At 69.8% G+C, this 25,148-nt stretch carries 20 protein-coding genes and 1 pseudogene; 19 read left to right on the plus strand and 2 right to left on the minus strand.

What is annotated here, in order from left to right:
- Positions 1–34: 34 nt before the first annotated feature.
- From KO481_RS26930 to KO481_RS43360, 13 genes and pseudogenes are all read left to right on the plus strand, one after another.
- Positions 35–1,000 carry an aspartate carbamoyltransferase catalytic subunit gene (locus tag KO481_RS26930; protein WP_215920985.1) on the plus strand — a complete coding sequence of 322 codons (966 nt, stop codon included), beginning with the start codon at positions 35–37 and terminating at the stop codon, positions 998–1,000.
- Complete coding sequence (locus KO481_RS26935; RefSeq protein ID WP_215920987.1) at positions 997–2,292, plus strand: dihydroorotase; 1,296 nt, start codon at positions 997–999, stop codon at positions 2,290–2,292. The genes KO481_RS26930 and KO481_RS26935 overlap by 4 nt, the downstream gene beginning before the upstream one ends.
- On the plus strand, positions 2,292–2,849 hold the full coding sequence (locus KO481_RS26940; protein ID WP_215920989.1) for a PH-like domain-containing protein: 558 nt from the start codon (positions 2,292–2,294) through the stop codon (positions 2,847–2,849). The genes KO481_RS26935 and KO481_RS26940 overlap by 1 nt, the downstream gene beginning before the upstream one ends.
- A gap of 8 nt (positions 2,850–2,857) precedes the next feature.
- A complete protein-coding gene (gene carA / locus KO481_RS26945) occupies positions 2,858–3,958 on the plus strand; it encodes a glutamine-hydrolyzing carbamoyl-phosphate synthase small subunit (RefSeq protein ID WP_215921095.1) in 1,101 nt (366 codons plus the stop codon).
- On the plus strand, positions 3,958–7,296 hold the full coding sequence (carB, locus tag KO481_RS26950; RefSeq protein ID WP_215920998.1) for a carbamoyl-phosphate synthase large subunit: 3,339 nt from the start codon (positions 3,958–3,960) through the stop codon (positions 7,294–7,296). The genes carA and carB overlap by 1 nt, the downstream gene beginning before the upstream one ends.
- Before the next feature lie 16 nt (positions 7,297–7,312).
- Positions 7,313–7,630, plus strand: a complete 318-nt coding sequence (locus KO481_RS26955) for a hypothetical protein (RefSeq protein ID WP_215921000.1) — start codon at positions 7,313–7,315, stop codon at positions 7,628–7,630.
- Entirely contained in the window at positions 7,627–8,454 is an 828-nt protein-coding gene (gene pyrF / locus KO481_RS26960) for an orotidine-5'-phosphate decarboxylase (protein ID WP_215921001.1), read from the plus strand. Before KO481_RS26955 ends, pyrF begins: the two co-directional genes overlap by 4 nt.
- Before the next feature lie 573 nt (positions 8,455–9,027).
- Positions 9,028–9,348, plus strand: coding sequence for an integration host factor, actinobacterial type (gene mihF, locus KO481_RS26965; RefSeq protein ID WP_215921002.1), 321 nt, complete (start codon positions 9,028–9,030; stop codon positions 9,346–9,348).
- Between the two features lie 7 nt (positions 9,349–9,355).
- Positions 9,356–9,937, plus strand: coding sequence for a guanylate kinase (gmk, locus tag KO481_RS26970; protein ID WP_215921003.1), 582 nt, complete (start codon positions 9,356–9,358; stop codon positions 9,935–9,937).
- 51 nt (positions 9,938–9,988) lie between these two features.
- Positions 9,989–10,264, plus strand: a complete 276-nt coding sequence (gene rpoZ, locus KO481_RS26975) for a DNA-directed RNA polymerase subunit omega (protein WP_025350704.1) — start codon at positions 9,989–9,991, stop codon at positions 10,262–10,264.
- An 18-nt stretch (positions 10,265–10,282) separates the two neighbouring features.
- Positions 10,283–11,512, plus strand: a pseudogene (coaBC, locus tag KO481_RS26980) (bifunctional phosphopantothenoylcysteine decarboxylase/phosphopantothenate--cysteine ligase CoaBC); the annotation flags it as partial.
- A 264-nt stretch (positions 11,513–11,776) separates the two neighbouring features.
- On the plus strand, positions 11,777–12,988 hold the full coding sequence (metK, locus tag KO481_RS26985) for a methionine adenosyltransferase (protein ID WP_215921005.1): 1,212 nt from the start codon (positions 11,777–11,779) through the stop codon (positions 12,986–12,988).
- Positions 12,989–13,584: 596 nt separating this feature from the next.
- The gene (locus KO481_RS43360) at positions 13,585–16,917 is read left to right on the plus strand and encodes a primosomal protein N' (protein WP_245401605.1); all 3,333 of its coding nucleotides are present in this window, start codon (positions 13,585–13,587) and stop codon (positions 16,915–16,917) included.
- Positions 16,918–17,333: 416 nt separating this feature from the next.
- Here the strand turns inward: KO481_RS43360 and KO481_RS27000 are convergent, their stop codons facing one another.
- Positions 17,334–18,176 carry an NAD(P)H-binding protein gene (locus tag KO481_RS27000; protein WP_215921006.1) on the minus strand — a complete coding sequence of 281 codons (843 nt, stop codon included), beginning with the start codon at positions 18,174–18,176 and terminating at the stop codon, positions 17,334–17,336.
- Between the two features lie 77 nt (positions 18,177–18,253).
- Here KO481_RS27000 and KO481_RS27005 point away from each other — a divergent pair, with 77 nt between their 5' ends.
- Positions 18,254–18,853, plus strand: a complete 600-nt coding sequence (locus KO481_RS27005; protein ID WP_215921008.1) for a TetR/AcrR family transcriptional regulator — start codon at positions 18,254–18,256, stop codon at positions 18,851–18,853.
- A gap of 10 nt (positions 18,854–18,863) precedes the next feature.
- Here the strand turns inward: KO481_RS27005 and KO481_RS27010 are convergent, their stop codons facing one another.
- A complete protein-coding gene (locus KO481_RS27010; RefSeq protein WP_308166799.1) occupies positions 18,864–19,592 on the minus strand; it encodes a TetR/AcrR family transcriptional regulator in 729 nt (242 codons plus the stop codon).
- A gap of 69 nt (positions 19,593–19,661) precedes the next feature.
- On the opposite strand from KO481_RS27010, the gene KO481_RS27015 reads away from it, so the two are divergent.
- The 5 genes from KO481_RS27015 (at position 19,662) to fmt (ending at position 24,665) form a co-directional block, all read left to right on the plus strand.
- The gene (locus KO481_RS27015) at positions 19,662–21,107 is read left to right on the plus strand and encodes a carotenoid oxygenase family protein (RefSeq protein ID WP_215921010.1); all 1,446 of its coding nucleotides are present in this window, start codon (positions 19,662–19,664) and stop codon (positions 21,105–21,107) included.
- Positions 21,108–21,215: 108 nt separating this feature from the next.
- Positions 21,216–21,872 carry a PadR family transcriptional regulator gene (locus KO481_RS27020; RefSeq protein ID WP_215921106.1) on the plus strand — a complete coding sequence of 219 codons (657 nt, stop codon included), beginning with the start codon at positions 21,216–21,218 and terminating at the stop codon, positions 21,870–21,872.
- Between the two features lie 72 nt (positions 21,873–21,944).
- Positions 21,945–23,036: an esterase/lipase family protein gene (locus KO481_RS27025; RefSeq protein ID WP_215921017.1), complete on the plus strand. Its 1,092-nt coding sequence runs from the start codon at positions 21,945–21,947 to the stop codon at positions 23,034–23,036.
- A gap of 100 nt (positions 23,037–23,136) precedes the next feature.
- Complete coding sequence (def, locus tag KO481_RS27030; protein ID WP_215921018.1) at positions 23,137–23,742, plus strand: peptide deformylase; 606 nt, start codon at positions 23,137–23,139, stop codon at positions 23,740–23,742.
- Positions 23,742–24,665, plus strand: coding sequence for a methionyl-tRNA formyltransferase (fmt, locus tag KO481_RS27035; protein WP_215921019.1), 924 nt, complete (start codon positions 23,742–23,744; stop codon positions 24,663–24,665). Before def ends, fmt begins: the two co-directional genes overlap by 1 nt.
- The last annotated feature ends 483 nt before the right edge of the window (positions 24,666–25,148 follow it).

Consider the following 25,148-nt stretch of genomic DNA (forward strand, 5'->3'; position numbering starts at 1 on the left):
TCGCGACGGAGCCGAGCGCCAGCGAGGTGGAGTCGTGAAGCATCTGCTTTCGGTGACGGATCTGGATCGCACCACGGCCACCGAACTCCTGGACGAGGCCCAGCGCTTCGAGCAGGCCCTGCTCGGGCGCGAGGTGCGCAAGCTGCCGACGCTGCGCGGCCGCACGGTGATGACGGTGTTCTTCGAGAACTCCACCCGCACCAGGGTGTCCTTCGAGGTGGCCGGGAAGTGGATGAGCGCCGACGTGATCAACGTCAGCGCGTCGAGTTCCTCGGTGTCCAAAGGAGAATCGCTGCGTGATACCGCGCTGACCCTGCACGCCGCGGGCGCGGACGCACTGATCGTGCGCCATCCGGCCTCCGGAGCGGCACATCAGATCGCGCGCTGGTTCGCCGAAATGAGCAACGGCGCCTCGGGATTCGCGGGCCCGGGCCCGGCGGTGATCAACGCGGGCGACGGCATGCACGAACATCCCACCCAGGCCCTGCTGGACGCGCTGACGCTGCGTCAGCGCCTCGGCTCGCTGGTGGGCAAGCGCGTGGTGATCGTCGGCGACATCCTGCACAGCCGCGTGGCGCGCTCGAATGCGCTGCTGCTGAACATTCTCGGCGCCGAGGTCGTCCTCGTCGCGCCGCGCACCCTGCTGCCGGTGGGCGTGGAGCAGTGGCCGGTGCACGTGTCGCACAACCTGGACGCCGAACTGCCCGGCGCGGACGCTGTGATGATGCTGCGGGTCCAAGCCGAGCGCATGAACGGCGGCTTCTTCCCCTCCGCGCGTGAATATTCCATCCACTACGGGCTGAACGAGCGGCGCATGAAACTGCTGCCCGAGGACGCGGTGGTGCTGCACCCGGGCCCGATGCTGCGCGGCATGGAAATCGCGCCGCAGGTGGCGGATTCGCCGAAGGCGGCCGTGCTGCAACAGGTCACCAACGGAGTGCATATGCGAATGGCGGTGCTGTTCCGCCTCTTGATCGGAACTGGGGAGGCAATTTCGTGAGTTCCCTCATCAGGAATGTGCGGCTGTACGGCGAGGGCGAGCCCGTCGACGTGCGGCTCGACGAGGGCGAAATCCGCGAGATCGGAACGACTCTCGATGCCGGTGACGCCGAGATCGTCGAGGGCGCGGGCCAGATCCTGCTGCCCGGCTTCGTGGATCTGCACACCCACCTGCGCGAACCCGGCCGCGAGGACACCGAGACCATCGAATCCGGTTCCGCCGCAGCGGCTCTGGGCGGGTACACCGCGGTCTTCGCGATGGCCAATACCAGCCCGGTCGCCGATACGGCGGTGATCACCGACCACGTGTGGCGGCGCGGTCAGGAGGTCGGGCTGGTCGACGTGCATCCCGTCGGCGCGGTCACGGTGGGTCTCGAGGGCAAGCAGCTCGCCGAGATGGGCACCATGGCAACGAGTGTGGCGGGCGTGCGGATGTTCTCCGACGACGGCCACTGCGTGCACGATCCGCTGATCATGCGCCGCGCGCTGGAGTACGCCCACTCGCTGGGCGTGCTCGTCGCGCAGCACGCCGAGGAACCGCGGCTGACGAAGGGCGCGGTGGCGCACGAGGGTCCGAACGCGGCGCGCCTGGGGCTGGCCGGCTGGCCGCGCGCCGCGGAGGAGTCGATCGTGGCCCGCGACGCGCTGCTGGCCCGCGATGCCGGTGCGCGCGTGCACATCTGCCACGCCTCCACCGCGGGCACCGTCGAACTGCTGAAATGGGCCAAGGGGCAGGGGATTTCGATCACCGCCGAGGTCACCCCGCATCATCTGCTGCTGGACGACTCGCGGCTGGAGACCTACGACGCGGTGAACAAGGTGAATCCGCCGCTGCGCGAGGCCTCCGACGTCGCCGCGCTGCGCACGGCCCTGGCCGAGGGCGTGATCGACTGCGTGGCAACCGATCACGCGCCGCACGCCGAGCAGGACAAGTGCTGCGAGTTCGCCGCCGCCCGCCCCGGCATGCTGGGGCTGGAGACCGCGCTGTCGGTCATCGCCGAGACCATGGTCGCGGCCGGGCTGCTCGACTGGCGCGGTGTGGCCCGCGTGATGAGCGAGAATCCGGCGCGGATCGCGGGCCTGGACGATCAGGGCCGCCCGCTGGCCGTCGGCGAGCCCGCGAATCTGGTGCTGATCGACCCAGACGCGACGTGGACGGTGCGCTCGGCCGAACTGGCGAGCATCTCGACGAACACGCCGTTCGAGGCGATGACCCTGCCCGCGCGGGTGACGGCGACGTTCCTGCGCGGCCGGATCACCGCCCGCGACGGCAAACCCTCCGGAGCGTTCTGATGGAAAGAACACTGCAGGTCCTGCTGCTACTGGCGCTGTTCTGCCTGTGCCTGTGGCTGATGTACCGGGCGTGGCAGAAAAAGGCCCGCAAGCAGGCGGACGCGATCGGTGAACTGCCCGTCGTGCCCGCCGAACTGGGCGCGCAACTGCTCGAACCCGCCACCGGCCTGTACACGGGCACCACGATGGCGCCCAGCTGGCAGAACCGGGTTGCCGTGGGCGACTTGGGATTCCGCGCCACCGCGGAGCTGACCCGCTTCGAGCACGGCATCCTGCTCGAGCGCAGCGGCGCGGCGGTGATTTGGATTCCGCAGGAGTCGATCACCGCGGTGCGCACCGAGCGCGGGCATGCGGGCAAGGTCATGACACAAGACGGCGTGCTGGTGATTCGCTGGAAGTTGCCGACCGGAACCGAGGTGGACACCGGTTTCCGCGGCGACGACAAGACGGTGTATCCGGCCTGGACCGCCGCGCCCACCGGCGCGACGACAACCGAACCGGTCGGCGCGGACACACACGAGCCGACCGGTACCGAGACGGGAGATGAGACGGCGTGAACTTCGCGATGATGGTGCTCGAGGACGGCCGGGTGTTCCGCGGCTCGCCCTTCGGCGCCGAGGGACAGACGCTGGGCGAGGCGGTGTTCTGCACCGCGATGACGGGCTATCAGGAGACCCTGACCGACCCGAGCTACCACCGCCAGATCGTGGTGGCCACCGCGCCGCAGATCGGCAACACCGGCTGGAACGACGAGGACGACGAGTCGAAGCGGATCTGGGTGGCCGGGTACGCGGTGCGCGATCCCGCGCGGCGGGCCTCGAACTGGCGCGCGACGACCACCCTGCAGGACGAGCTGGTCCGGCAGGACGTGGTGGGCATCGCGGGCATCGACACCCGGGCCCTGGTGCGCCACCTGCGCACTCGCGGTTCGATGAAGGCCGGAATCTTCTCCGGCGAGGCCGCGCAGGCCCCGGCCGAGGAGCTGCTGGCGCGCGTGAGCGGCCAGCCCTCGATGCTGGGCGCGGACCTGGCCGACGAGGTCAGCACCGACCAGCTCTACACGATCGAGCCGACCGGCGAGCGCCGATTCACCGTCGTCGCGGTGGATCTGGGCATCAAGACCAACACCCCGCGCATGTTCGCCGAGCGCGGCATGCGGGTGCACGTGGTGCCCTCGGGCGTCACGCTCGACGAGATCAAGGCGCTGAACCCGGACGGTGTCTTCCTGTCCAACGGTCCCGGCGACCCGGCCACCCAGGACGACGCCGTCGCGCTCACCGAGGGCGTTCTCGGAGAAGGGATTCCGCTCTTCGGCATCTGCTTCGGCAACCAGATCCTGGGCCGCGCACTGGGATTGCAGACCTACAAGATGAAGTTCGGCCACCGCGGCATCAACGTGCCGATCATCGACCACGCGACGGGCCGGATCTCGATCACCGCGCAGAACCACGGCTTCGCGCTCGAGGGCGAGGCCGGGCAGCGCTTCGACACCCCGTTCGGCGCCGCCGAGGTCAGCCACACCTGCGCCAACGACGGCACGGTGGAGGGCGTGCGCCTGGTCGACGGGCGCGCCTTCTCGGTGCAGTACCACCCCGAGGCCGCCGCTGGGCCGCACGACGCCGCATATCTCTTCGACCGTTTCGCCGGTCTGATGGAAGGAGCCTGATGCCTCGCCGCGAGGATCTACGCCACATCCTGGTGATCGGCTCCGGCCCGATCGTGATCGGCCAGGCCTGCGAGTTCGATTACTCCGGCACCCAGGCGTGCCGCGTGCTGCGCGCCGAGGGACTCCGTGTGTCCCTGGTCAATTCGAACCCGGCCACGATCATGACCGACCCGGAGTTCGCCGATTCCACCTACGTGGAACCGATCACCCCCGAATTCGTCGAGAAGGTCATCGAGAAGGAGCGCCCCGACGCGATTCTCGCGACCCTGGGCGGGCAGACCGCGCTCAATACCGCCGTGGCCCTGCACGAGCGGGGTGTGCTGGAGAAGTACAAGGTCGAGATGATCGGCGCCGACTTCGACGCCATCCAGCGCGGTGAGGACCGGCAGAAGTTCAAGGACATCGTCGCCAAGGTCGGCGGCGAGAGCGCGCGGTCCAAGGTCTGCTACACCATGGACGAGGTCCGCGAAACCGTTGCCGAACTTGGCTTCCCGGTCGTGGTACGCCCGTCGTTCACCATGGGCGGCCTGGGTTCGGGCATGGCCTACAACCATGACGATCTCGACCGCATCGCGGGCGGCGGCCTGGCGGCCTCGCCGACCGCGAACGTGCTCATCGAGGAATCCATCCTGGGCTGGAAGGAATTCGAGCTCGAGCTGATGCGCGACCGCCGCGACAACGTGGTGATCGTCTGCTCGATCGAGAACGTGGACCCGATGGGCGTGCACACGGGCGACTCGATGACCGTCGCCCCGGCCATGACCCTGACCGACCGCGAATATCAGAAGATGCGCGATCTTGGCATCGCGATCCTGCGCGAGGTCGGCGTCGACACCGGCGGCTGCAACATCCAGTTCGCGGTGGATCCGCGTGACGGCCGCCTGATCGTCATCGAGATGAACCCGCGCGTCTCGCGTTCGTCCGCATTGGCTTCCAAGGCAACGGGTTTCCCGATCGCGAAGATCGCCGCGAAGCTGGCCATCGGCTACACCCTCGACGAGATTGTCAACGACATCACCAAGGAGACCCCGGCCTGCTTCGAGCCCACGCTCGACTACGTCGTGGTCAAGGCGCCCCGCTTCGCGTTCGAGAAGTTCCCGGGCGCCGACCCGACGCTGACCACCACCATGAAGTCGGTCGGCGAGGCGATGTCGCTGGGCCGCAACTTCTCCGAGGCCCTCGGCAAGGTGCTGCGCTCGCTCGAGACCAAGGCCGCGGGCTTCTGGACCCAGCCCGACGGCGAATGGACCGATGTCGCCGCGATTCTGGACGATCTGCGCGTTCCCATCGAGGGTCGCATCTACCAGGTGGAGCGCGCGCTGCGCCTCGGTGCGAGCATCGAGGACGTCGCCGCCGCGTCCGGCATCGACCCGTGGTTCGTGGCCGAGGTGGCCGGGCTGGTCGAGCTGCGGCAGGAGGTCATCGACGCGCCCGTGCTGGACGAGCCGCTGCTGCGCACCGCCAAGCACTATGGCCTGTCCGATCGCCAGATCGCCGCGCTGCGACCGGAACTCGCGGGCGAGGGCGGCGTGCGCGAGCTGCGGCACCGCTTGCGGATCCGCCCGGTGTTCAAGACCGTCGACACCTGTGCCGCCGAATTCGAGGCCAAGACGCCGTACCACTACTCGGCCTACGAGCTGGATCCCGCCGCGGAATCCGAGGTGGCGCCGCAGCGTGAGCGCGAGAAGGTCATCATTTTGGGCTCGGGCCCGAACCGCATCGGTCAGGGCATCGAATTCGACTACTCGTGTGTGCATGCCGCGCAGACGCTGTCCGCCGCCGGATACGAGACCATCATGGTCAACTGCAATCCGGAGACCGTCTCGACCGACTACGACACCGCCGATCGCCTCTACTTCGAGCCGCTCACCTTCGAGGACGTGCTCGAGGTGTATCACGCCGAGACCGAGTCCGGCACCGTCGCGGGCGTCATCTGCCAGCTGGGCGGTCAGACGCCGCTGAGCCTGGCACAGCGGCTGACCGACGCGGGCGTGCCCGTGGTCGGCACCTCGGCCGCGGCCATCGACCTGGCCGAGGATCGTGGCGAATTCGGCGACGTGCTGACCGCGGCGGGCCTGCCGGCGCCCAAGTACGGTACCGCCACCACCTTCCCGCAGGCCAAGAAGATCGCCGCCGACATCGGCTATCCGGTGCTGGTGCGCCCGTCGTACGTGCTGGGCGGCCGGGGCATGGAGATCGTCTACGACGAGAAGTCGCTCGAGAACTACATCTCCCGTGCCACCGAGATCACCCCGGATCACCCGGTCCTGGTCGACCGGTTCCTGGAGGACGCCATTGAGATCGACGTCGACGCCCTGTGCGACGGCGAGGAGGTCTACCTGGGCGGCGTGATGGAGCACATCGAGGAGGCGGGCATCCACTCCGGCGACTCCGCCTGTGCGCTGCCGCCGATCACCCTGGGCCGCAGCGATATCGAGGCCGTGCGCCGCTCGACCACCGCGCTGGCCAAGGGCATCGGCGTGCGCGGCCTGCTGAACGTGCAGTACGCGCTCAAGGACGATGTGCTCTATGTCCTCGAGGCCAATCCGCGTGCCAGCCGCACGGTCCCGTTCGTCTCCAAGGCCACCGCGGTACCGCTGGCCAAGGCCGCGGCGCGTATCGCCCTGGGCGCCACCATCGCCGGGCTCCGCAAGGAGGGCCTGCTGCCCGCCGAGGGTGACGGCGGCCACGCGCCGATCGACGCCCCGGTCGCGGTGAAGGAGGCGGTGCTGCCGTTCCACCGGTTCCGCCGCCCCGACGGCAGCGGCATCGACTCGCTGCTCTCGCCGGAGATGAAGTCCACCGGCGAGGTCATGGGCATCGACGCCGATTTCGGCACCGCCTTCGCCAAGTCCCAGAGCGCGGCGTACGGCTCGCTGCCCACCGAGGGCACCGCGTTCGTGTCGATCGCGAACCGTGACAAGCGCGCTATGGTGTTCCCGGTCAAGCGCCTGCACGACCTGGGTTTCCGCATCCTGGCCACCGACGGCACCGCGGAAATGCTGCGGCGCAACGGAATTCCGTGCGAGCGGGTGCGCAAGCACACCCCGCCGGAGCTCGCCGACGGCATCGCGGAGACCCCCGCGGATCCCGTCGAACCCTCGATCGTGGATCAGATCAAGGATGGCGAGATCGATATCGTGTTCAACACCCCGTACGGTAATTCGGGACCACGTGTCGACGGTTATGAGATCCGCACCGCTGCGGTGGGCGCGAATATCCCATGCATCACGACGGTACAGGGCGCGGCCGCGGCCGTGCAGGGCATCGAAGCCACAATCAACGGCGGTATCGGTGTGCGGTCGCTCCAGGAACTGCACGCGGTACTGCGGGCATAAGGAAGGAACGAAGACGGTGGGAGCCTTGGGTTTTGGTGCGGGGGCGCGGCCGGGAACGCCGCGCCGACGGCGGACCGGCCTCGGCGAGGTGGCGGTGCCGGGTGGTGATATCCGGGTGATGCGCAACGTCGGCGGCTACAGCACGGTCGGCTTCCGCACCAACCCGCCGATCGATCGCACCCGGGCCGGCGAACCGGCCGAACAGTCCGATTTCGAGCGGGAACTGGCGGCGATCGACCGCGAGCTGGCCGCCGCCGAGCGCGAGCTGGCCGGGGAGCGGGCGGTCGTGGCCCGCGAGCCCGCGGCGGCCGGTTCGGCCACCGAGGCGCGATGAAGCCGTTCGGCGTCCTGCTGCGCGATGCGATGGGCCGATACGGCCCGCTGTGCGTCGGCATCGATCCGCATCCGCAGCTGCTGCGCGCATGGGGCCTGTCCGAGGATGTCGAGGGCCTCAAGCGGTTCTCCGACGCCTGCGTGGACGCGTTCTCCGGCCGCGTCGCGCTGGTCAAGCCGCAGGTCGCGTTCTTCGAGACCTACGGTTCGGGTGGCATGGTGGTGCTCGAGGACACCATCGGCGCGCTGCGCGAGGCGGGCACGCTGGTGCTCGCCGATGCCAAGCGCGGCGATATCGGGACCACCATGGCGGCCTACGCGCGCGCCTGGCTCGCCGACGGCCCGCTGGGCAGCGATGCGCTCACGGTCTCGCCGTATCTCGGATTCGGTTCCCTGGCACCGGCCCTGGAGCTCGCGGCGGCGAATCGGCGCGGCGTGTTCGTGCTCGCGGCCACCTCGAATCCCGAGGCGGCGGCGCTGCAGCGGACCGCGACCACCGACGGGCGCAGCATCGCCCAGACCATGGTCGACGCGGCGGCGGAACACAACGACGGTGCGGAGTTCGGGTCGGTCGGGGTCGTGGTCGGGTCCACGCTCGACGAGGCCCCGGACCTGAGCCGTCTCAACGGGCCCATCCTGATGCCGGGCGTCGGCGCGCAGGGCGGGGGACCGGAGTCCATCCGTGCCGTGGTGCCCGCGCCGAGCCTGCGTGCGGTGCTGCCGAGCGTCTCGCGCGAGCTGCTGGGCCAGGGCCCGTCCGTGGCGGCCCTGCGCACCCGCATGACCCAGCTGGCCGACGAGTTCGCCTTCCTGCAGGCCCGATAGTCCCGGCGCCGGACCGGTCGCCCCATGTCGATTCCCGCCCCGGGAACCGACACAGGGCGACCGGTCCGTTTTCTGTTTCGGCCCCGCTGCGCCCTCGGAGATCGTGGCCGGTCCGGGAAACTACACGGATGTGTTTTCCGTCGTCAGCGATGCTTCCAGGGGGTTTCCCGGGGCATCCGGGCGAAGCCGGCCGCTGCGCCGCGCGCCCGGCGGCCACTGGCCGAAGTACGACACGCGGTGCGAAAATAAGCGACACGCCGAAAAATTCCAGAAAATTCCTGGTCGCGCGATAACGGGTGGGTTACGAGTTGTTCGACCGCCTCGCCCGGTTCGCGGGCACCCCCTTCGAAACCGGAAAACCCCTGGTCGGGAGCGTTTTCGCGGTTTTGCCGAGGGGGTGCGCCGAAGCGGGGCGGAGTCGGTGCGGACCCCGTCCCGGGCGGCCTGACCGTGCCCGAATCACCCGCTGACCTGGGGGGTGGGTTCGCAATCGGCAGGCCGCGTGGGTACGGTCGCTGAGACCGCCGGGTTACCGGGGGTAGATCAAGCAATGAACGATGAGACGGAGGAACCGTGGCCCTTCCCCAGCTGACTGACGAGCAGCGCGCCGCTGCTTTGGAGAAGGCGGCTGCCGCTCGCCGCGCTCGGGCAGAGCTCAAGGAGCGCCTGAAGCGTGGCGGCACCGACCTGAAGACGGTCCTGAAGGATGCCGAGACCAATGAGGTCCTGGGCAAGATGAAGGTGTCCGCACTGCTCGAGGCCCTGCCGAAGGTTGGCAAGGTCAAGGCGGCGGAGATCATGACCGAACTCGAGATCGCCCCGACTCGCCGCCTGCGCGGCCTGGGCGACCGTCAGCGCAAGGCGCTGTTGGCGAAGTTCGACTTCGAAGCCTGATCCGAGGGTGGTCGAACACACGAAGACGGGTCGGCTGGTCGTACTGGTCGGCCCCTCGGCCGTTGGCAAATCCACAGTGGTCCGCTGTGTTCGCGAGCGGCTACCGAAATTGGTGTTCAGTGTGTCGGCCACCACCCGGGCCCCGCGGCCCGGGGAGGTCGACGGACGGGATTACCGCTTCGTCACCAGGGCCGAGTTCGACGCCATGATCGAACAGGGGGAACTACTCGAGTGGGCCGATATCCACGGCGGCCTGCAGCGGTCCGGTACGCCGGCCGCACCGGTACGCGCGGCGCTGGCCGCGGGACGACCGGTTCTCGTGGAGGTGGATCTCGAGGGGGCGCGATCGATCCGCAAGACCATGCCCGAGGCGCTGCTGGTATTCCTGGCGCCGCCCAGCTGGGACGAACTGGTCGCCCGGCTGACCGCGCGCGGCACCGAATCGCCCGAGGTGATCGAGCGCCGGCTGCTCACGGCGAGGACCGAGCTGGCCGCGTGTGACGAGTTCGACACAGTGATCGTGAACGACGAGGTGAATGCCGCCTGTGAGCAGTTGGTATCGTTGTTCGTTAGCACGAAATCGATGTAGCGCACGCGCTACACCTCATTGCCATCCCATAGACCCGCAGGAGCCTCACTAGTGAGCGACACTAAGACCGTGCCCGCGTACGACACCCCGGTCGGCCTCACCAACCCGCCGATCGACGAGCTGCTCGAGCGCACCTCGTCCAAGTACGCGCTGGTCATCTACGCGGCCAAGCGGGCGCGCCAGATCAACGACTACTACAACCAGCTCGGCGACGGCATCCTCGAGTACGTAGGCCCGCTGGTCGAGCCGGGTCTGCAGGAGAAGCCGCTGTCGGTGGCGATGCGTGAGATCCACTCCGACCTGCTCGAACACACCGAGGGCGAGTAACACCGCCGGTATCGAAGAGGGCGTGGCCAGATGCGGATCGTTGTCGGTGTGGGCGGTGGAATTGCCGCCTACAAGGCATGCTCGCTCGTTCGAAAGTTCACCGAGACCGGTCACGACGTCCGGGTGATACCCACCGAGTCGGCGTTGCAGTTCGTCGGCCGGGCCACCTTCGAGGCGCTGTCGGGTAATCCGGTGCACACCGGCGTGTTCGCCGACGTGCCCGAGGTCCCGCACGTGCGCCTGGGGCAGGAGGCCGACTTGGTGGTCGTCGCCCCGGCGACCGCCGACCTGATGGCGCGCGCGGCGATGGGCCGTGCCGACGACCTGCTCACCGCGACGCTGCTCACGGCCCGATGTCCGGTGCTGTTCGCCCCCGCGATGCACACCGAGATGTGGCTGCATCCGGCCACCGTCGCCAATGTGCGCACGCTGCGCTCGCACGGCGCGATCGTCGCCGAGCCCGCGTCCGGGCGGCTCACCGGCGCCGACACCGGTCCCGGCCGGTTGCCAGAGGCGGAGGAAATCTTCGCGCTGGCCTCGCTGCTGCTCGAGCGCTCGGACGCCATTCCGCGCGACCTGGAGGGCCGCCGCGTCGTCGTCTCGGCGGGCGGTACCCGCGAGCCGCTGGATCCGGTGCGCTTCCTGGGCAACCGCAGCTCGGGCAAACAGGGTTTCGCGGTCGCCCGGCTGGCGGCCCAGCGCGGTGCCCGGGTGACCCTGATCGCGGGCAATACGATCGGCCTGGACGCGCCGGCCGCCGTGGAGTTGGTGCACGTCACCACCGCCGAGCAGATGCGCGTCGCGGTCGACAAGTATGCCGCGGGTGCGGATGCGGTGGTCATGGCCGCCGCGGTGGCCGATTTCCGACCGTCGCAGGTCGCGACCGCGAAGATCAAAAAGGGCGCCGGGGAACCGAATTCGATCGAGCTGACCAAAACCGAGGACATCCTCGCGGGTCTGGTGCAGTCTCGTCGCGACGGTCGCCTCACCGGCACCGCCATCGTCGGATTCGCCGCCGAGACGGGCGACGAACACGGTGACGTGCTCACCTATGCGCGCGCGAAGCTCGAGCGCAAGGGGTGCGACCTGTTGGTGGTGAACGCGGTCGGCGAGGGCAAGGCCTTCGAGGTCGACCACAACGACGGCTGGCTGCTCGGGGCCGACGGCACCGAGCAAGCCCTCGATCACGGATCGAAGGCGCTGCTGGCCAGTAGGGTGCTGGATGCACTCGGTCCGCTGCTGCGCTGAGCAGTTCACGGATCGGGCATATCCTGCAATAGGGCACGCGATGCCTTGTGGCATTGCGTGCAGAGTTTCACCGAACGCCGAAACGGGGCCCTGTGGAGGCGTTGTGGCTGGTGGAGACGCCCTCGAGGCGTCTTCGAGACCCCACTGCGTCGGTGTTGGAATAGTCTTCAGGCGAAGGGTCTAGGACTATGGATTGCAATAGGGCTGTCTTTCGCGGCGCTGTCGCAATCCGGACGAGAAACCCGTTGAGGGAGAGGGAAAACTGTGCCGACAGGTAGCCGCCTATTCACCAGTGAGTCCGTGACCGAGGGCCATCCGGACAAGATCTGCGACGCCATCAGCGATTCCGTTCTCGATGCCCTGCTCGCGCAGGATCCGCGCAGCCGCGTGGCGGTCGAGACCCTGGTGACCACGGGCCAGGTGCATGTTGCCGGTGAGGTGACCACCGAGGCCTACGCCGACATCCCGACCATCGTGCGCGAGAAGGTGCTCGAGATCGGATACGACTCGTCGGCAAAGGGTTTCGACGGCGCGTCCTGCGGTGTGAACGTCGCGATCGGCGCGCAGTCGCCGGATATCGCGCAGGGCGTGGACCACTCGCACGAGGCCCGGGTCGGCGGCTCCGATGACGAGATCGAGCGGCAGGGCGCCGGCGATCAGGGTCTGATGTTCGGGTTCGCCACCAAGGAGACCCCCGAGCTGATGCCGCTGCCGATCGCGCTGGCGCACCGGCTCTCCCGCCGCCTGACCGAGGTGCGCAAGTCCGGCGTGCTGCCGTACCTGCGTCCGGACGGCAAGACCCAGGTCACCATCCAATACGACGGTGCGACCCCGGTCCGGCTGGACACGGTGGTCATCTCCACCCAGCACGCCGCCGACATCGACCTGGACAATCTGCTGGCCCCCGACATTCGCGAGAAGGTCGTCGACGCGGTGCTGAGCGAGCTGGAACTGCCCAACCCGCTGGATACCTCTGCGGTGCGGCTGCTGGTGAACCCGACCGGCAAGTTCGTACTGGGCGGCCCGATGGGCGATGCGGGCCTGACCGGCCGCAAGATCATCGTCGACACCTACGGCGGCATGGCCCGCCACGGCGGCGGTGCGTTCTCCGGCAAGGATCCGTCGAAGGTGGACCGCTCGGCCGCGTACGCCATGCGCTGGGTCGCGAAGAACGTCGTCGCCGCGGATCTGGCCGATCGGGTCGAGGTGCAGGTCGCCTACGCGATCGGCAAGGCCGCCCCGGTCGGTCTGTTCGTGGAGACCTTCGGTTCGGAGAAGGTCGACCCGGCGGTGATCTCCAAGGCCATCGGCGAGGTCTTCGACCTGCGCCCGGGCGCGATCATCCGCGATCTGGACCTGCTGCGCCCGATCTACGCGCCGACCGCCGCCTACGGTCACTTCGGCCGCACGGATGTGGATCTGCCCTGGGAGCACACCGACAGGGCCGACAAGCTGCGCGCCGCGGCGGGACTCTGATCGCCATGGGATGCGCATCGGTCGCCATGGGAGGCTGCATCGGATTCAGGGCCGACAAGCTGCGCGCAGCTGCCGGGCTGTAATTGGCCGAGGCTTCGTCACCAGCGGCAGCCGCCGGAACCCCCGAGGTCCCGGCGGCTGCCGCGTCTGCGCCCGTCGTGCCGGTTGCGGCCCAGCTCGATTCGGGTTCGTCCGGTGGAGGCCCGGCTGGTTCGGTGGGTGGCACGGTTGAGATGTTGAGCGATTCCGCTGGCTTGGTGGGTGATTCGGCTGGGACGGTGGGTGATTCGGCTGGGACGGTGAGCAGCTCAGGTGGCTCGATGGGCGATTTGGCTGGCTTGGTGAGCGATACGGCTGAGGCGGTGAGTGGTCCGGCTGGTTCGGTGGGCGACTCGGTTGATGCGTTGGGCGATTCGGCTGGCTCGGTGAGCGACTCGCTTCGGACGGCGAGCGACTCGGGGGAGCCGGCGAGAATTTCGGGTGGCAGTCCATCGAGGCCCGCGGTAAAGGTGCCGAACTCGACTAGGGGCGGCCCGAAACCGTCCGTACGTGTGACCGATTCGGCGCCGGCTCTGCCGATTGCACGGGTCCTGCCCATGCTGGAACCGGCGCACCTGGACCGCGACTTCGACTATCTGGTGCCGCCGGAGATGGACGAACTCGCCCAGCCGGGCGTCCGTGTGCGCGTGCGGTTCTCGGGTCGCCTGATCGACGGCTTCCTGCTCGAGCGCCTCGAAACGTCCGACCACACCGGCAAACTCATGCGCCTCGAGCGCGTCGTCTCCGGCGAACGGGTCCTGACCCCCGAAATCCTGCGCCTGGTTGCCGCCGTCGCGGCCCGCTACGCCGGAACCCGCGCGGACGTGCTGCGGTTGGCCATCCCACCGCGTCACGCGCGAACCGAAGCCGCACAGCCGAAATCGGCGGCGAAGTCCGGGGATGAGATGGTCGACCTTGATGCGCCCGTCATCACGCCGCCCGCGATCGACGCCCCGGTGGCCGCTACTGTCGAGACGGTGATCGGTGCGATCGCCGACGAGTCGGGATTGGATGCCGCGCAAGGTAATCCGCGCGCCGAGGCAGAGGCGGACCAGGACCGGCGGGTGGCCGTCGGCGAGGCCGAGTCCGGAAGTATCGCCGAACTCTCGACAGGTGGTGCGGCCGAGGGGGGATCGGAGGATTCCGGGGATGAGGAGTCGACGCCCGGGCTGCCCCAGAAGATCAACGCCTCCGTGCGTGGCGCGAACTCGGCCAAAACCGGTGTGAACTCTGTCGAAGGCGAGAGCGGTTCGTCGGGGGGACCATTGACGAGGGCGGGGGTCACGGAGGGCGGCCCGGATTCTGCCGACTTCACTGCGAGTGCTGCCGGGGGCGAGAATGAGGGCCCGACGGGTGCGGTAGAGGGGGGTTCTGCCGGAGGTTCGGAAGCTGAGGGGCTCGAGCCGGGATGTGGCGGAATGGCCGGAGCTGGGGAGGAGGGAGCGAATCGTTCAGAGGCTGAGTCGGTTTCCTTGTCGGGGCGGCAGGAGTATGCGGACGCTGCGGAGGAGGCCGTGGCAGGGGCCGAGGTCGGTGTGACCGCGCCGGGTGCGGGCGGTGATCCCGACAACGATGTCGCCAGGTCCCTTGAAGGCCCGGCACCGGGTGCGGTAGGGAAGAATTCTGCCGGGGGTTCAGAAGCTGAGGGGCTCGAGCCCGGTCGTGGGCGAGCGGCAGGAGCCGGCGAGGCAGGAGCGAACCGTTCCGAGGGGGAGCAGGTTTCGGCATTGGACGAGACGAACGGGTCTGGTGCCGCCGACTCCGGCGGTGTGCGGACGGCGGCGGTGCTCGAGCGGTTTCCGGGGTGGGAACGGTATCGGCATGGGGGGTCGTTTCTGGGGGCGCTGGCGGAGGGGAAGGGGCCGCGGGCGGCGTGGCAGGCGTTGCCGGGGGAGGACTGGGCGACGCGGTTGGCGGAATTGGCCGCGGTGGTGGTCGATTCGGGACGGGGGGCCGTGATCATGGTGCCCGATCAGCGGGATCTGGATCGGGTGCTGGCGGCGTGTGCCGAGCTGGTGGGGGATGCCGCGGTCGGGCTGGCAGCGGGGTTGGGACCGGCGGCACGGTATCGGCGGTGGCTGGCGGCGCTGCGGGGGTCCGCGCGGATTGTCGTCGGCACGCGCAGCGCCGTGTTCGCGCCGGTGCGGGACCTCGGGCTGATCGCGATCTGGGACGACGGGGACGACACCTTCGCCGAACCACGCGCGCCGTACCCGCACGCGCGGGAGATCGCGATGCTGCGGGCGCACGAGTCCGGGGCCGCGTTCGTCGCGGGCGGGTTCGCGCGCACCGCGGAGGTACAGGCCATCATCGCCTCGGGCTGGGCCCACGACCTGGTCGCCGACCGCGCGACAGTGCGGCAGTGCGCGCCGCGCATCAGCGCCCCGGGCGACAGCGACGTTGCGCTGGAACGGGATCCGGTCGCGCGGGCGGTGCGCATTCCCGCGGTGGCATTCACCGCGGCCCGCAAGGCGCTGGCCGCGGGGGAGCCGGTGTTGGTCCAAGTACCCAGGCGCGGTTACGTTCCGGCGTTGTCGTGCGCGAAATGCCGCACGCCCGCACGCTGCCGGCACTGCAACGGTCCGCTGGCCCTGCCGGACGAACACGGTGATCGCGCGGCTGCGCGCCGGCCGACCGGGTCGCGACCGGACAGCGCCGCCGCCCGCCGGGAACGGGCCGGACGCACGGCTGCGCGCGAGGAGGCAGAGGCCGCGGCGCGCCGGGGACGGGCAGGACGCTCGGATGTGCAGGGCGAACCACAGGCCGCGACGGGCGGTGATCGCGCCGCCGGAGCGAGGCTCGAGGGCGGCGGGACGGCGCAGCGGTATCCCGGGTCCACGGATCGGAATGAAGGTGCGGCGCAGTGGGATCCGCGATCGGACAGCCCCGCGGCACGCCGAGACTGGGCAGGGTATTCCGGGGCCGCGGATCGGAATGAATCCGCGGCGCAGTGGGGTCCGCGATCGGGAGCGGCGCGTGGGGGCGGAATGGATGCGACCGGGGGTTCGGACGTCGTCGGTACGGGGGCGCGCGGCGGGGGTGACCGCTTCGGTGGGCCGCAGCGCAACTCCGCCCGCGATCTGGGGGTTGCGTTGTCGCGCAGCGGATCCGGTGAGATCGCGCACAGCCCGAGCTGCCGGTGGTGCGGTAAGACCGATGCCGCGTTCCGCTGCTCGACCTGCGGGGCGCGGGCGTTGCGGGCGGTGGTGATCGGCGCGGCGCGCACGGCCGAGGAGTTGGGGCGGGCGTTTCCGGGTGTGCCCATCCGCGGTTCCGGCGGTGCGGCGGTGCTGGATTCGGTGGCGCCGGGCCCGCAGGTGGTGGTGTCGACTATCGGCGCGGAACCGGTTGTCGAGGGTGGCTACGCCGTCGCGCTGCTGCTGGACGGCTGGGCCCTGCTGGGGCGCGCGGACCTGCGGGCGGCCGAGGACACCCTGCGCCGCTGGATGTCCGCGGCCACGCTGGTCCGCTCCTCCGGCCAGGTGATCGTCATGGCCGACCCGGCGGTGCCCACCGTGCAGGCCCTGGTCCGCTGGGATCCGGTGACCCATGCGGACTTCGAGCTCGCCGCGCGCACCGAGGTCCGCTTCCCACCCGCGGTCCGCCTGGCCGCCCTGGACGGCACCACCGACTCGATCGCCGAATTGCTCGGCGAGGCACAACTTCCCGCCGGTGTGGAGATCCTGGGCCCGGTCCCGCTCCCGCCCGGCGCGCGCAAGCCGTTCTCCGCCGGCGACACCCCCGCCGAGGTCGAGCGCATGATCCTGCGCACGGACCGCGGGCAGGGCGCGGCGTTGTCCCGCGCCCTGTCCGCCGCCCTCGCCGTCCGCAGCACCCACCGCTCCGACGCACCTCTCCGAGTCCAGATCGACCCCATCGACATCGGCTGAGCCACACCGAGACTCGATACCGGAATCGCCGCCTGGGCAGCCGACGCATGATTTCGCGTGCGGACTGCGCCCAGGATGCGGCGGGGTCCTCGGCACTATCTGTCGCGCTGGCCGTCCCGCAGCGCCCACCGCTGCGACGCCCGCTTCGCGTGTAGATCGGACCCGATCGATATCGGTTGAGCCGCGTTGAGACTCGCTGGTGGGCCGTCGCAGACGAACTGGCTGCGGGGGCCCGGCCGGACCGCCCTGGTACTCGCCGGGGACGCACCGCGACCGTCGAGAACGCCCGGTCCCGATCTCTGTGAGGTGCGATGCACCGTAGTGGGCCGATGCCTCGTCCCGGCCCGGCACGCGGTCAGCGACGGCGGCGGTGGGGGCGTGGATATGCGGTCCGCAGACAGTACCCGCGTCCGGGATCACCGAAAGGCGGTGACGTTCCTTGCGGCCCACTCGGTGAACGGTGTTGCACTGCGGCCCAATACTTTCTCCGTGTCCGCGCTGACCGCGAGTTCGGCCGGCAGGGGCTCGCCGAGGATCGAGAGCGTCTCGTCGGCGATGGGTTCGGGCATGAACCGGGTCATGGCGGCCAGGGCCTGGGCGCGGGTGAGGTCGTGGAAGGCGACGGGCTCTCCCAGGGCGTCGGCGATGATCGCGGCCTGTTCGCGGGGCGTGATCGGTGCGGGGCCGGTCAGGGTGTAGGTCTGCCCGGCGTGTTCGGACGAGATCAGCGCCGCCGCTGCGACTTCGGCGATATCGGACGGGTCCAGATGGGGCAGGGCGACGTCGCCGAAGGGCGCGTACACCGTGCGCTCGGTTCGCACCGACTCGGCCCACGCGAAACTGTTCGTGAAGAAGCCGCCGGCGCGCAGGATCGTCCACTCGAGATCGGATTCCCGCAGCAGCGCCTCGAATTGGAGGAGGCGGGCGGCGGTCGGCCGTGGTCGGCTGGCGACCGACAGCGACGACACCAGCACCACCCGGCCGATCCCCGCGGCGCGGGCCGCGTCCAGGACCTCGGCGGGCGGGGGGCCCGCGATGCCCTGCTCACCGGACAGCAGCAGGAACAGCGCCTGCGCACCTGTCACCGCGGCGGCCAGGGCGGCGGGGTCGCCGATATCCGCGCGCCGATGCTCCACGCCCGCCGGGAGCCGGATCTCCTGCTCGCCCCGGGAGATGGCCACCACCTTCTCGTCCGCCTCGCTCAGGGTCCGCACGAGCGCGCTGCCGATGTTTCCGGTGGCTCCGGTCACTGCAATCATGATGTTCTCTCCAAAGTTAGTTGACTGACTAAATCGACTGTAGATCATGGTCGCCGATCTTGTCTATAGTTAGTTGTATGACTAACTCAGTGCGGGAGAAGCCGCCGGGCAAGCGGGAGCGACTGGCCGCGGCGGCGGCCAGGGTGTTCCACGAGCGCGGCGTGGAAAAGACGACCCTCGCCGATATCGCCGAGGTGGCCGAGGTACCGGTCGGGAATGTCTACTACTACTTCAAGACCAAGGACCAGCTGATCCAGGCCGCGATCGGGTCGCACGAGCGCACCCTGCGAGACATGATCGCCGAGCTGGAACGGCACGAGGACCCGGCCGATCGGCTCAAGGCGCTGGTGCGCGGCTGGGTGGACCAGCGCGAGGTTGCGGCCCAATTCGGCTGTCCCTCAGGCACATTGGCCACCGAACTGGACAAGCGCGCCGATGGGCTGGACCGGGAACTCGCGCAGGTGATGCGCGGCCTGATCGATTGGGCGCAGACGCAGTTCACCGCCATGGGCCGCGCCGATGCCGCCGAGCTCGCCGTCGCGCTGGTTGCGGCGTACCAGGGAATCTCCTTGCTTACCAACACTTTCCGGGATCCGGAGCTGATGGCCGCCGAGGGCCGCCGGTTGGAGCGCTGGATCGACTCACTGGCGGCAGAGACGAATTCGGGCCGATCCTGATCTCATCGCGCTAGCCCGATTCGGTCACCGCGCCGGATCCGGTTGCCGCCGAGTCCGATTCGATCGCAAGGTCGGCCTGCACCCGCGCCACGGCCGCGTCGAGCTGTTCGCGGGTGGCCCCCATCCCGGCCAGTAGGTCCACGATGGCGGGCCCGAGCACCGTATTCACGGCCTCGCCCTGCGTACCCAGATTGCCGGTGAGCTCGAGCAGGATGACGCCGTGGATGAGCCCCCAGATGCGCGCGGCCACCGCGCGTGCTGGATCCGCGCGGATGCACCCGGCATCGATCATGCGCTGTACGACGGCGACGAGCTGTGCGAATGCCCCTGGTCCGGGTCCGCCGTCGAGCGATTCGGCGGTGATGTCATGGGCGGCCTCGGCGTACAGCGCGGTGAGCCCGAACATCAGCCGGTAGCGCTGCGGGCTGGCCAGGGCATAGCTCCGGTAGGCCGCGCCCATGGCGAGGAAGTCGGCGACGGGATCCTCGGTCGGCGCGACACCGGCCAGGGCCGCGCCGAAGCGCACGAAGGCCTCGTTGACGATCGCCGCGAGTAGTCCGGGCATGCCCTCGAAATGGGTGTAGACGGTCATGCTCGAGGCGCCGACCTCCGCGGCGACCCGCCGGGCCTGCAGCGCCTCGGGGCCGACCTCCTCGAGTAGCCGGATGCCCGCCTCGATCAGCTGGGTGCGCATCTCGGCGCCGGTCCGCCGATTCGATTGGCGGGAACGAGAACTCACGCTTGCCTCACCTCCATAACGAGGTTATGCTACATCCATAACCACGTTATTTCACAACGGGAGCCTCCAATGGGCAATCGCTATCTCGAGGGCGGCTTCGCACCGCTCCGGCAGGAATACACACTCACCGATCTGGCGGTGACCGGCACGATCCCGGACCATCTCGACGGCCGGTATCTGCGCAACGGCCCGAATCCGGTCGGCGCGCTGGATCCGGAGCTCTACCACTGGTTCCTGGGCGACGGCATGGTGCACGGCGTGCGCATCCGCGACGGGAAGGCCGAGTGGTACCGCAATCGCTGGGTCCGCGGCCCGCAGACGGCCCGCGCGCTCGGCGAGGAGCCTCCCGCCCGGGCGGCCGCGGGCATGGGCGCCGGCGCCAACACGAATGTCATCGGCCACGCCGGGCGCACGCTGGCGATCGTCGAGGGCGGTGGGCCGGCCTACGAACTCACCGACGAGCTCGACACCGTCGACGTCTGCGATTTCGACGGGACCCTCACCGGGGGGTACACCGCACATCCCAAGCGCGATCCCGGCACCGGCGAGCTGCACGCGGTGTCCTATTCGTTCGGTCGCGCCCGCAGCGTGCAGTACTCGGTCATCGGCGTCGACGGGCGTGCCCGGCACACCGTGGATATCGCGGTCACCGGCTCGCCGATGATGCACGACTTCTCGCTGACCGAGAACTATGTGGTGCTCTACGACCTGCCGGTCACGCTGGACGGTGGCATGATCGCCGAGAGGGCAGTGCCGCGGTCGGTGCCGAGCGCCCTGCGGCTGCCCGCGCGGCTGATGCTTTCGGCGTTGATCGGCCGCGTCAAGATTCCCAGCCCGCCGGTGCGCCCGAACGCCACGCCGAGCCGAGACCGCCGGATGCCCTACACCTGGAATCCGAAGTACCCCGCGCGGATCGGGGTCATGCCCCGCGCGGGCGGCGACGCGGACGTGCGCTGGTTCGACATCGAACCCTGCTACGTCTTCCATCCGATGAACGCCTACGAGGACAACGGCGTCATCGTGCTCGATGTGGTGCGATACCCCACGATGTTCGAGCCCGGCCATCGCGGCCCCTCGGGCCCGGCCACGCTGGATCGCTGGGAGGTCGACCTCGCCGCGGACAAGGTTCGCGAGTCCCGCATCGACGATCGCGCCCAGGAGTTCCCGCGGGTGGACGAACGGCTGATCGGCAGACGGCACCGCTACGGCTACGCGCCCGCGGTGGCGGACAATCTGGCGGGCAGGGCGCAGCTGTTCAAGCACGATCTGCATGCGGGAACCACTGCCGTGCGCTCGTTCGGGGCGGGAAAAGAGTTGGGGGAGTTCGTCTTCGAGCCCAGCTCGCCGGATGCTGCCGAGGACGAGGGCGTGCTGATGGGCTTCGTCTACGACGCACCCACCGATCGCAGCGAGCTGGCGATTCTCGACGCCGGAACCCTCGAGACGGTCGCGAGCATCGCGCTACCGCATCGTGTGCCCGCCGGATTCCACGGCAACTGGGTGCCCTCCTTCTAAGCGAACGGTCGGTTTGTGGCCCGCCTCATACTTGTCTGCGATGGATTGGCGATATATCGTCGATAGCGTAATCGTAAGACAAGCCTGAGGAGGCCGACCATGGAAAGCATGGACAATATGGATATGCGGGGCCGCCGGCGCGGCCCGCGACACGGCGATCAGTGGCGGGCGTTCGGCCCGGGTGGTCGCGAACAGCTCCGTCGTCACCCGCACGGGCACGGATTCGGTCCCGAATTCGGGCCGTTCGGCGGGGAATTCGGTCCCGGCTTCGGTCGCGGTTTCGCCCGCGGTCGCGGCCGGGGCGGTCGCGGTCGCCGCGGCGATGTGCGCGCGGCGATCCTGCTGCTGCTGCAGGAGCGGCCGATGCACGGCTACGAGCTGATTCAGCAGATCCGCGAGCGCAGCGGCGACGTCTGGCGGCCCAGCCCGGGCTCGATCTATCCGGCCCTGTCGCAGCTCGAGGACGAGGAGCTGGTGCTCATCGAGAAGGTGTCCGGGCGCAAGACCGCCAAGCTCACCGAGGCGGGCGTCGAATACGTGCAGGCGCACCGCGAGGAGCTCGGCGATCCCTGGCAGGAGGTTCGTGACGGCGTCGGGGATCAGGCCCTGGACCTGCGTGAACTGGTCGGTCAGCTGATGGGTGCGGTCGCACAGGTGGCCCGTGCGGGCACCGCCGAGCAGGCCGCGAAGGCTGCCGAGGTGCTCACCGAGGCACGCCGGTCGCTGTACCGCATCCTGGCCGATGACGAGTCCGGCGAGAAGTGAACAACGGATTCCTCATCATGAAATGCGGTGCCGTGGCGCGGTTTTCCCGAGCGGGTACGTAATGATCATGAAATGGGACAACGCGGGGCCCGTGCGGTTCGGGGTCGTTCACAGCAGGGAAGCCGAGCGCGGGGCCCGGCCCGGCCCGGTCCGCGGGGATCGGTCGACCCTCGCGCGGGGTGGCAGCGGTTCGCGCGGCCGTGGGTCGCGGCCGCGGTGCTGGCCGGGACGCTGACGCTGGGCGTCGGCGCCCCGGCCTCCGCCCAGCCGTCCGGGTATCCCAGCGCGGTCATCCCCACGCAACCGGGTCCGCCGCAGCCCGAACATCTCGGGGCGAGTCGATATCAGAAGCTTCATCCCAACGCGGCCCCCGCCGGCGCCAACGACTTCGGGTGCCGCCCGCGCGCCGAGCATCCGCGTCCGGTGATTCTGGCGCACGGAACCGACGCCACGGCCTATTCGGACTGGTCGGCCATCGGCCCCCAGCTGGCGCGGGCCGGATTTTGCGTCTTCGCGCTGAATTACGGCGGAAAGCCGGGTGCGACCTCGTTCGGCACCGAGGAGCTGCGGACCTCCTCGCGGCAGATCGGCGACTTCGTCCACCGGGTGCTGGCCGCCACCGGGGCCCGCCGGGTGGATCTCGTCGGATTCTCCCAGGGAGCCAACGTGACCAGGTACTACATCAACAAGCTCGGCGGTGCGCGGAAGGTGCGCAACTGGGTGGGCCTGGCCTCACCGACCTACGGCGGGGTGATGTTCGGGCTGGTGCCGCTGGCCGACACACTGCCAGGGCTGTGGCCGTTCTACCGGGACTTCACCTCGCTGGCCGCGGTCGAGCAGGCGCAGGGCGCGCCGTTCATGCGCGAACTCAACGCCGGCGGCGACACCGTGCCCGGGGTGCACTACACCACCATCGGCAGCCGCGTCGACGAGGTGATCCAGCCTTTTTCCAATATCGCCCTGCGCGGTCCCGGGGCGCGCAATCTGGTCCTGCAGGACTTGTGCCCGGCCGACCTGACGGGGCATTTCCACATGGTCTACGACCCGTATGTGCAGCAGTTGCTGCGCAATGTGCTCGACCCCCGGGGCGCGCGCCCGGCCGAGTGCCGAGAGGTGCCGCTGGGCGAGGGGATCCCCGACGTCGTGCTGGGGGCGCACTCCTGAACGACACCCGCCGGTAGGGGCCTCGGGGATTGCGCGCGGTCCGATTCGGAGGGATCCGTAAAATAGGGCGACCGTATCCGAAATCCCCGGGGAGTTTGCCGTGACCGTCCAGCCCGTTCGCCTGTTCGGCGACCCCGTACTCCGTGCGCGCGCGGATGAGGCCAGAAGCTTCGACCGTGAGCTACGTCAGCTGGTGACCGATCTGACCGACACGATGAAGGCCAGCGGGGGCGTGGGCATGGCGGGCCCGCAGATCGGGGTCGGCCTGCGGGTTTTCGTTTACGACACGGTGGAGGCGTCGCGCGCGGGCACGGCGCGGGCCGGACATCTGATCAACCCGTCCTACGAGGTAGTCGGCGAGGAGGAGCAGACGGGGGTCGAGGGCTGCCTGTCCATTCCCGGCCTGCGCTACGACGTCACGCGGGCGCAGCGCGTGGTGGCGCGGGGCGTCGACCTGGACGGCAAGCCGGTGGAATTCGAGGCCGAGGGGCTGCTGGCGCGGTGCGTGCAGCACGAGACCGACCATCTCGACGGCGTGCTCTACCTGCAGCGGCTGGATTCCGCCACCCGCAAGCAGGCCATGCGCGAGGTGCGGGAATCGGATTGGTTCCGCTCCGGCCGGACCGTCATGTCCGCCGCGGACGTGGTGAACGCGCGCGGCGCGGCGCCGGTCCGCGAGGGCGCAGCGGTGGGATGGGAGGACTGATGCGCCTCGTCTTCGCCGGGACCCCCGAGCCCGCCGTGCCGTCGCTGCGGCGGCTGCTCGAATCGTCCCGCCACGAGGTGGTCGCGGTGGTGACCCGTCCGGACGCCGTCGCCGGGCGCGGCCGCAAGGTGACCAGGTCGCCGATCGGCCTGCTGGCCGACGAGCACGGCATCCCGGTGCTCACGCCGCGCAAGCCGTCGGAGCCCGAATTCATTGCCGCTCTTACCGAGCTGGCGCCGGACTGCTGCCCGGTGGTCGCCTACGGTGCGCTGCTGCCGCAGGCGGTGCTCGACATTCCCCGGCACGGCTGGGTGAACCTGCACTTCTCGCTGCTCCCGGCCTGGCGCGGGGCCGCACCCGTGCAGGCCGCGGTGCTGTCCGGGGACGAGATCACCGGGGCGGCCACCTTCCGGATCGAGAAGGGCTTGGACACCGGGCCGGTGTTCGGCGTGGTGACCGAGCGGATCGCCGTCACCGACACCGCCGGCGAGCTGCTCGGGCGACTCGCGGAATCCGGTGCGCGCCTGCTGGAATCGACCATGGACGGCATCGAGGACGGCGTGCTGGAGGCCGTGCCACAGTCGGCCGAGGGTGCCTCGTACGCGCCGAAGGTGGACGTGGAGGCCGGTCACGTGCGCTGGGATCAGCCGGCGCTGGCGGTGAGCCGCCGCATTCGCGCGGTCACCCCCGCCCCCGGTGCCTGGACCGAGCTCGACGGCAAACGCCTCAAGCTCGGCCCGGTGGAGCTGGTCGAGGAAGCGCTGCCCCCGCGCGTCGTCGAGGTCCGCAAGTCCGGCGTCTACGTCGGCACCACCACCACCGCGGTCCGCTTGGACCAGGTGCAGCCCCCGGGTAAGCGCATGATGCCGGCCCTGGACTGGGCCCGCGGCGCCCGCCTGGAACCGGGCATGGTGCTCGGATGACCCGCTCGCGGCGGGATTCGGACGACGCCCCGGACGACCGGGGCCGGACACACAAGGGCGGATCCGGCGCGTCCGCGGGCGCGCATCGCGCCCCGGACCGTCCGTCGGGCGGTGGGCGTCGTGATAAGGACGTCGACGGCGGTTGGGCACGGGAACAAGCCAGCAGCGAGGACCGCAGGCAGCGTCGCGAACGACCGGCGGGCTCCGGCAACGACCGTTCGGATGACCGTGGCACCGGTCGCGGCTCGCGCGTGAGCCGAGGTAATAGCGGTGCGCGCCAGGATGATTCGGCGCGATCTCCCGGATCGCGCGGACGTGGCGGCAGGCCTGGGTCCGGGAAGAGTGATGCGGCCGGCGGGGATCGCGATCGGACTTCGTCCGCCGGGCGTGGTGGGGCCCGAGCCGCCGGTCGTCGTGCCGATTCGGACCGGACGCCGAGCGGAAACCGGCCCTCGGGTGACCGCGGCGGCGCCGGACGGCAGC

The sequence above is a fragment of the Nocardia albiluteola genome, from assembly GCF_018860155.1.
In the GTDB taxonomy this organism is placed as follows: Bacteria; Actinomycetota; Actinomycetes; order Mycobacteriales; family Mycobacteriaceae; genus Nocardia; species Nocardia albiluteola.

Coding starts and splice junctions, on each gene's coding strand:
- KO481_RS26940 (WP_215920989.1), top strand. CDS start 2,292: ATGGAAAGAACACTGCAGGTCCTGCTGCTACTGGCGCTGTTCTGCCTG.
- carA (WP_215921095.1), top strand. CDS start 2,858: ATGATGGTGCTCGAGGACGGCCGGGTGTTCCGCGGCTCGCCCTTCGGC.
- carB (WP_215920998.1), top strand. CDS start 3,958: ATGCCTCGCCGCGAGGATCTACGCCACATCCTGGTGATCGGCTCCGGC.
- pyrF (WP_215921001.1), top strand. CDS start 7,627: ATGAAGCCGTTCGGCGTCCTGCTGCGCGATGCGATGGGCCGATACGGC.
- KO481_RS43360 (WP_245401605.1), top strand. CDS start 13,585: ATGCTGGAACCGGCGCACCTGGACCGCGACTTCGACTATCTGGTGCCG.
- KO481_RS27000 (WP_215921006.1), bottom strand. CDS start 18,176: ATGATTGCAGTGACCGGAGCCACCGGAAACATCGGCAGCGCGCTCGTG.
- KO481_RS27005 (WP_215921008.1), top strand. CDS start 18,254: ATGACTAACTCAGTGCGGGAGAAGCCGCCGGGCAAGCGGGAGCGACTG.
- KO481_RS27015 (WP_215921010.1), top strand. CDS start 19,662: ATGGGCAATCGCTATCTCGAGGGCGGCTTCGCACCGCTCCGGCAGGAA.
- KO481_RS27020 (WP_215921106.1), top strand. CDS start 21,216: ATGGACAATATGGATATGCGGGGCCGCCGGCGCGGCCCGCGACACGGC.
- KO481_RS27025 (WP_215921017.1), top strand. CDS start 21,945: ATGGGACAACGCGGGGCCCGTGCGGTTCGGGGTCGTTCACAGCAGGGA.
- fmt (WP_215921019.1), top strand. CDS start 23,742: ATGCGCCTCGTCTTCGCCGGGACCCCCGAGCCCGCCGTGCCGTCGCTG.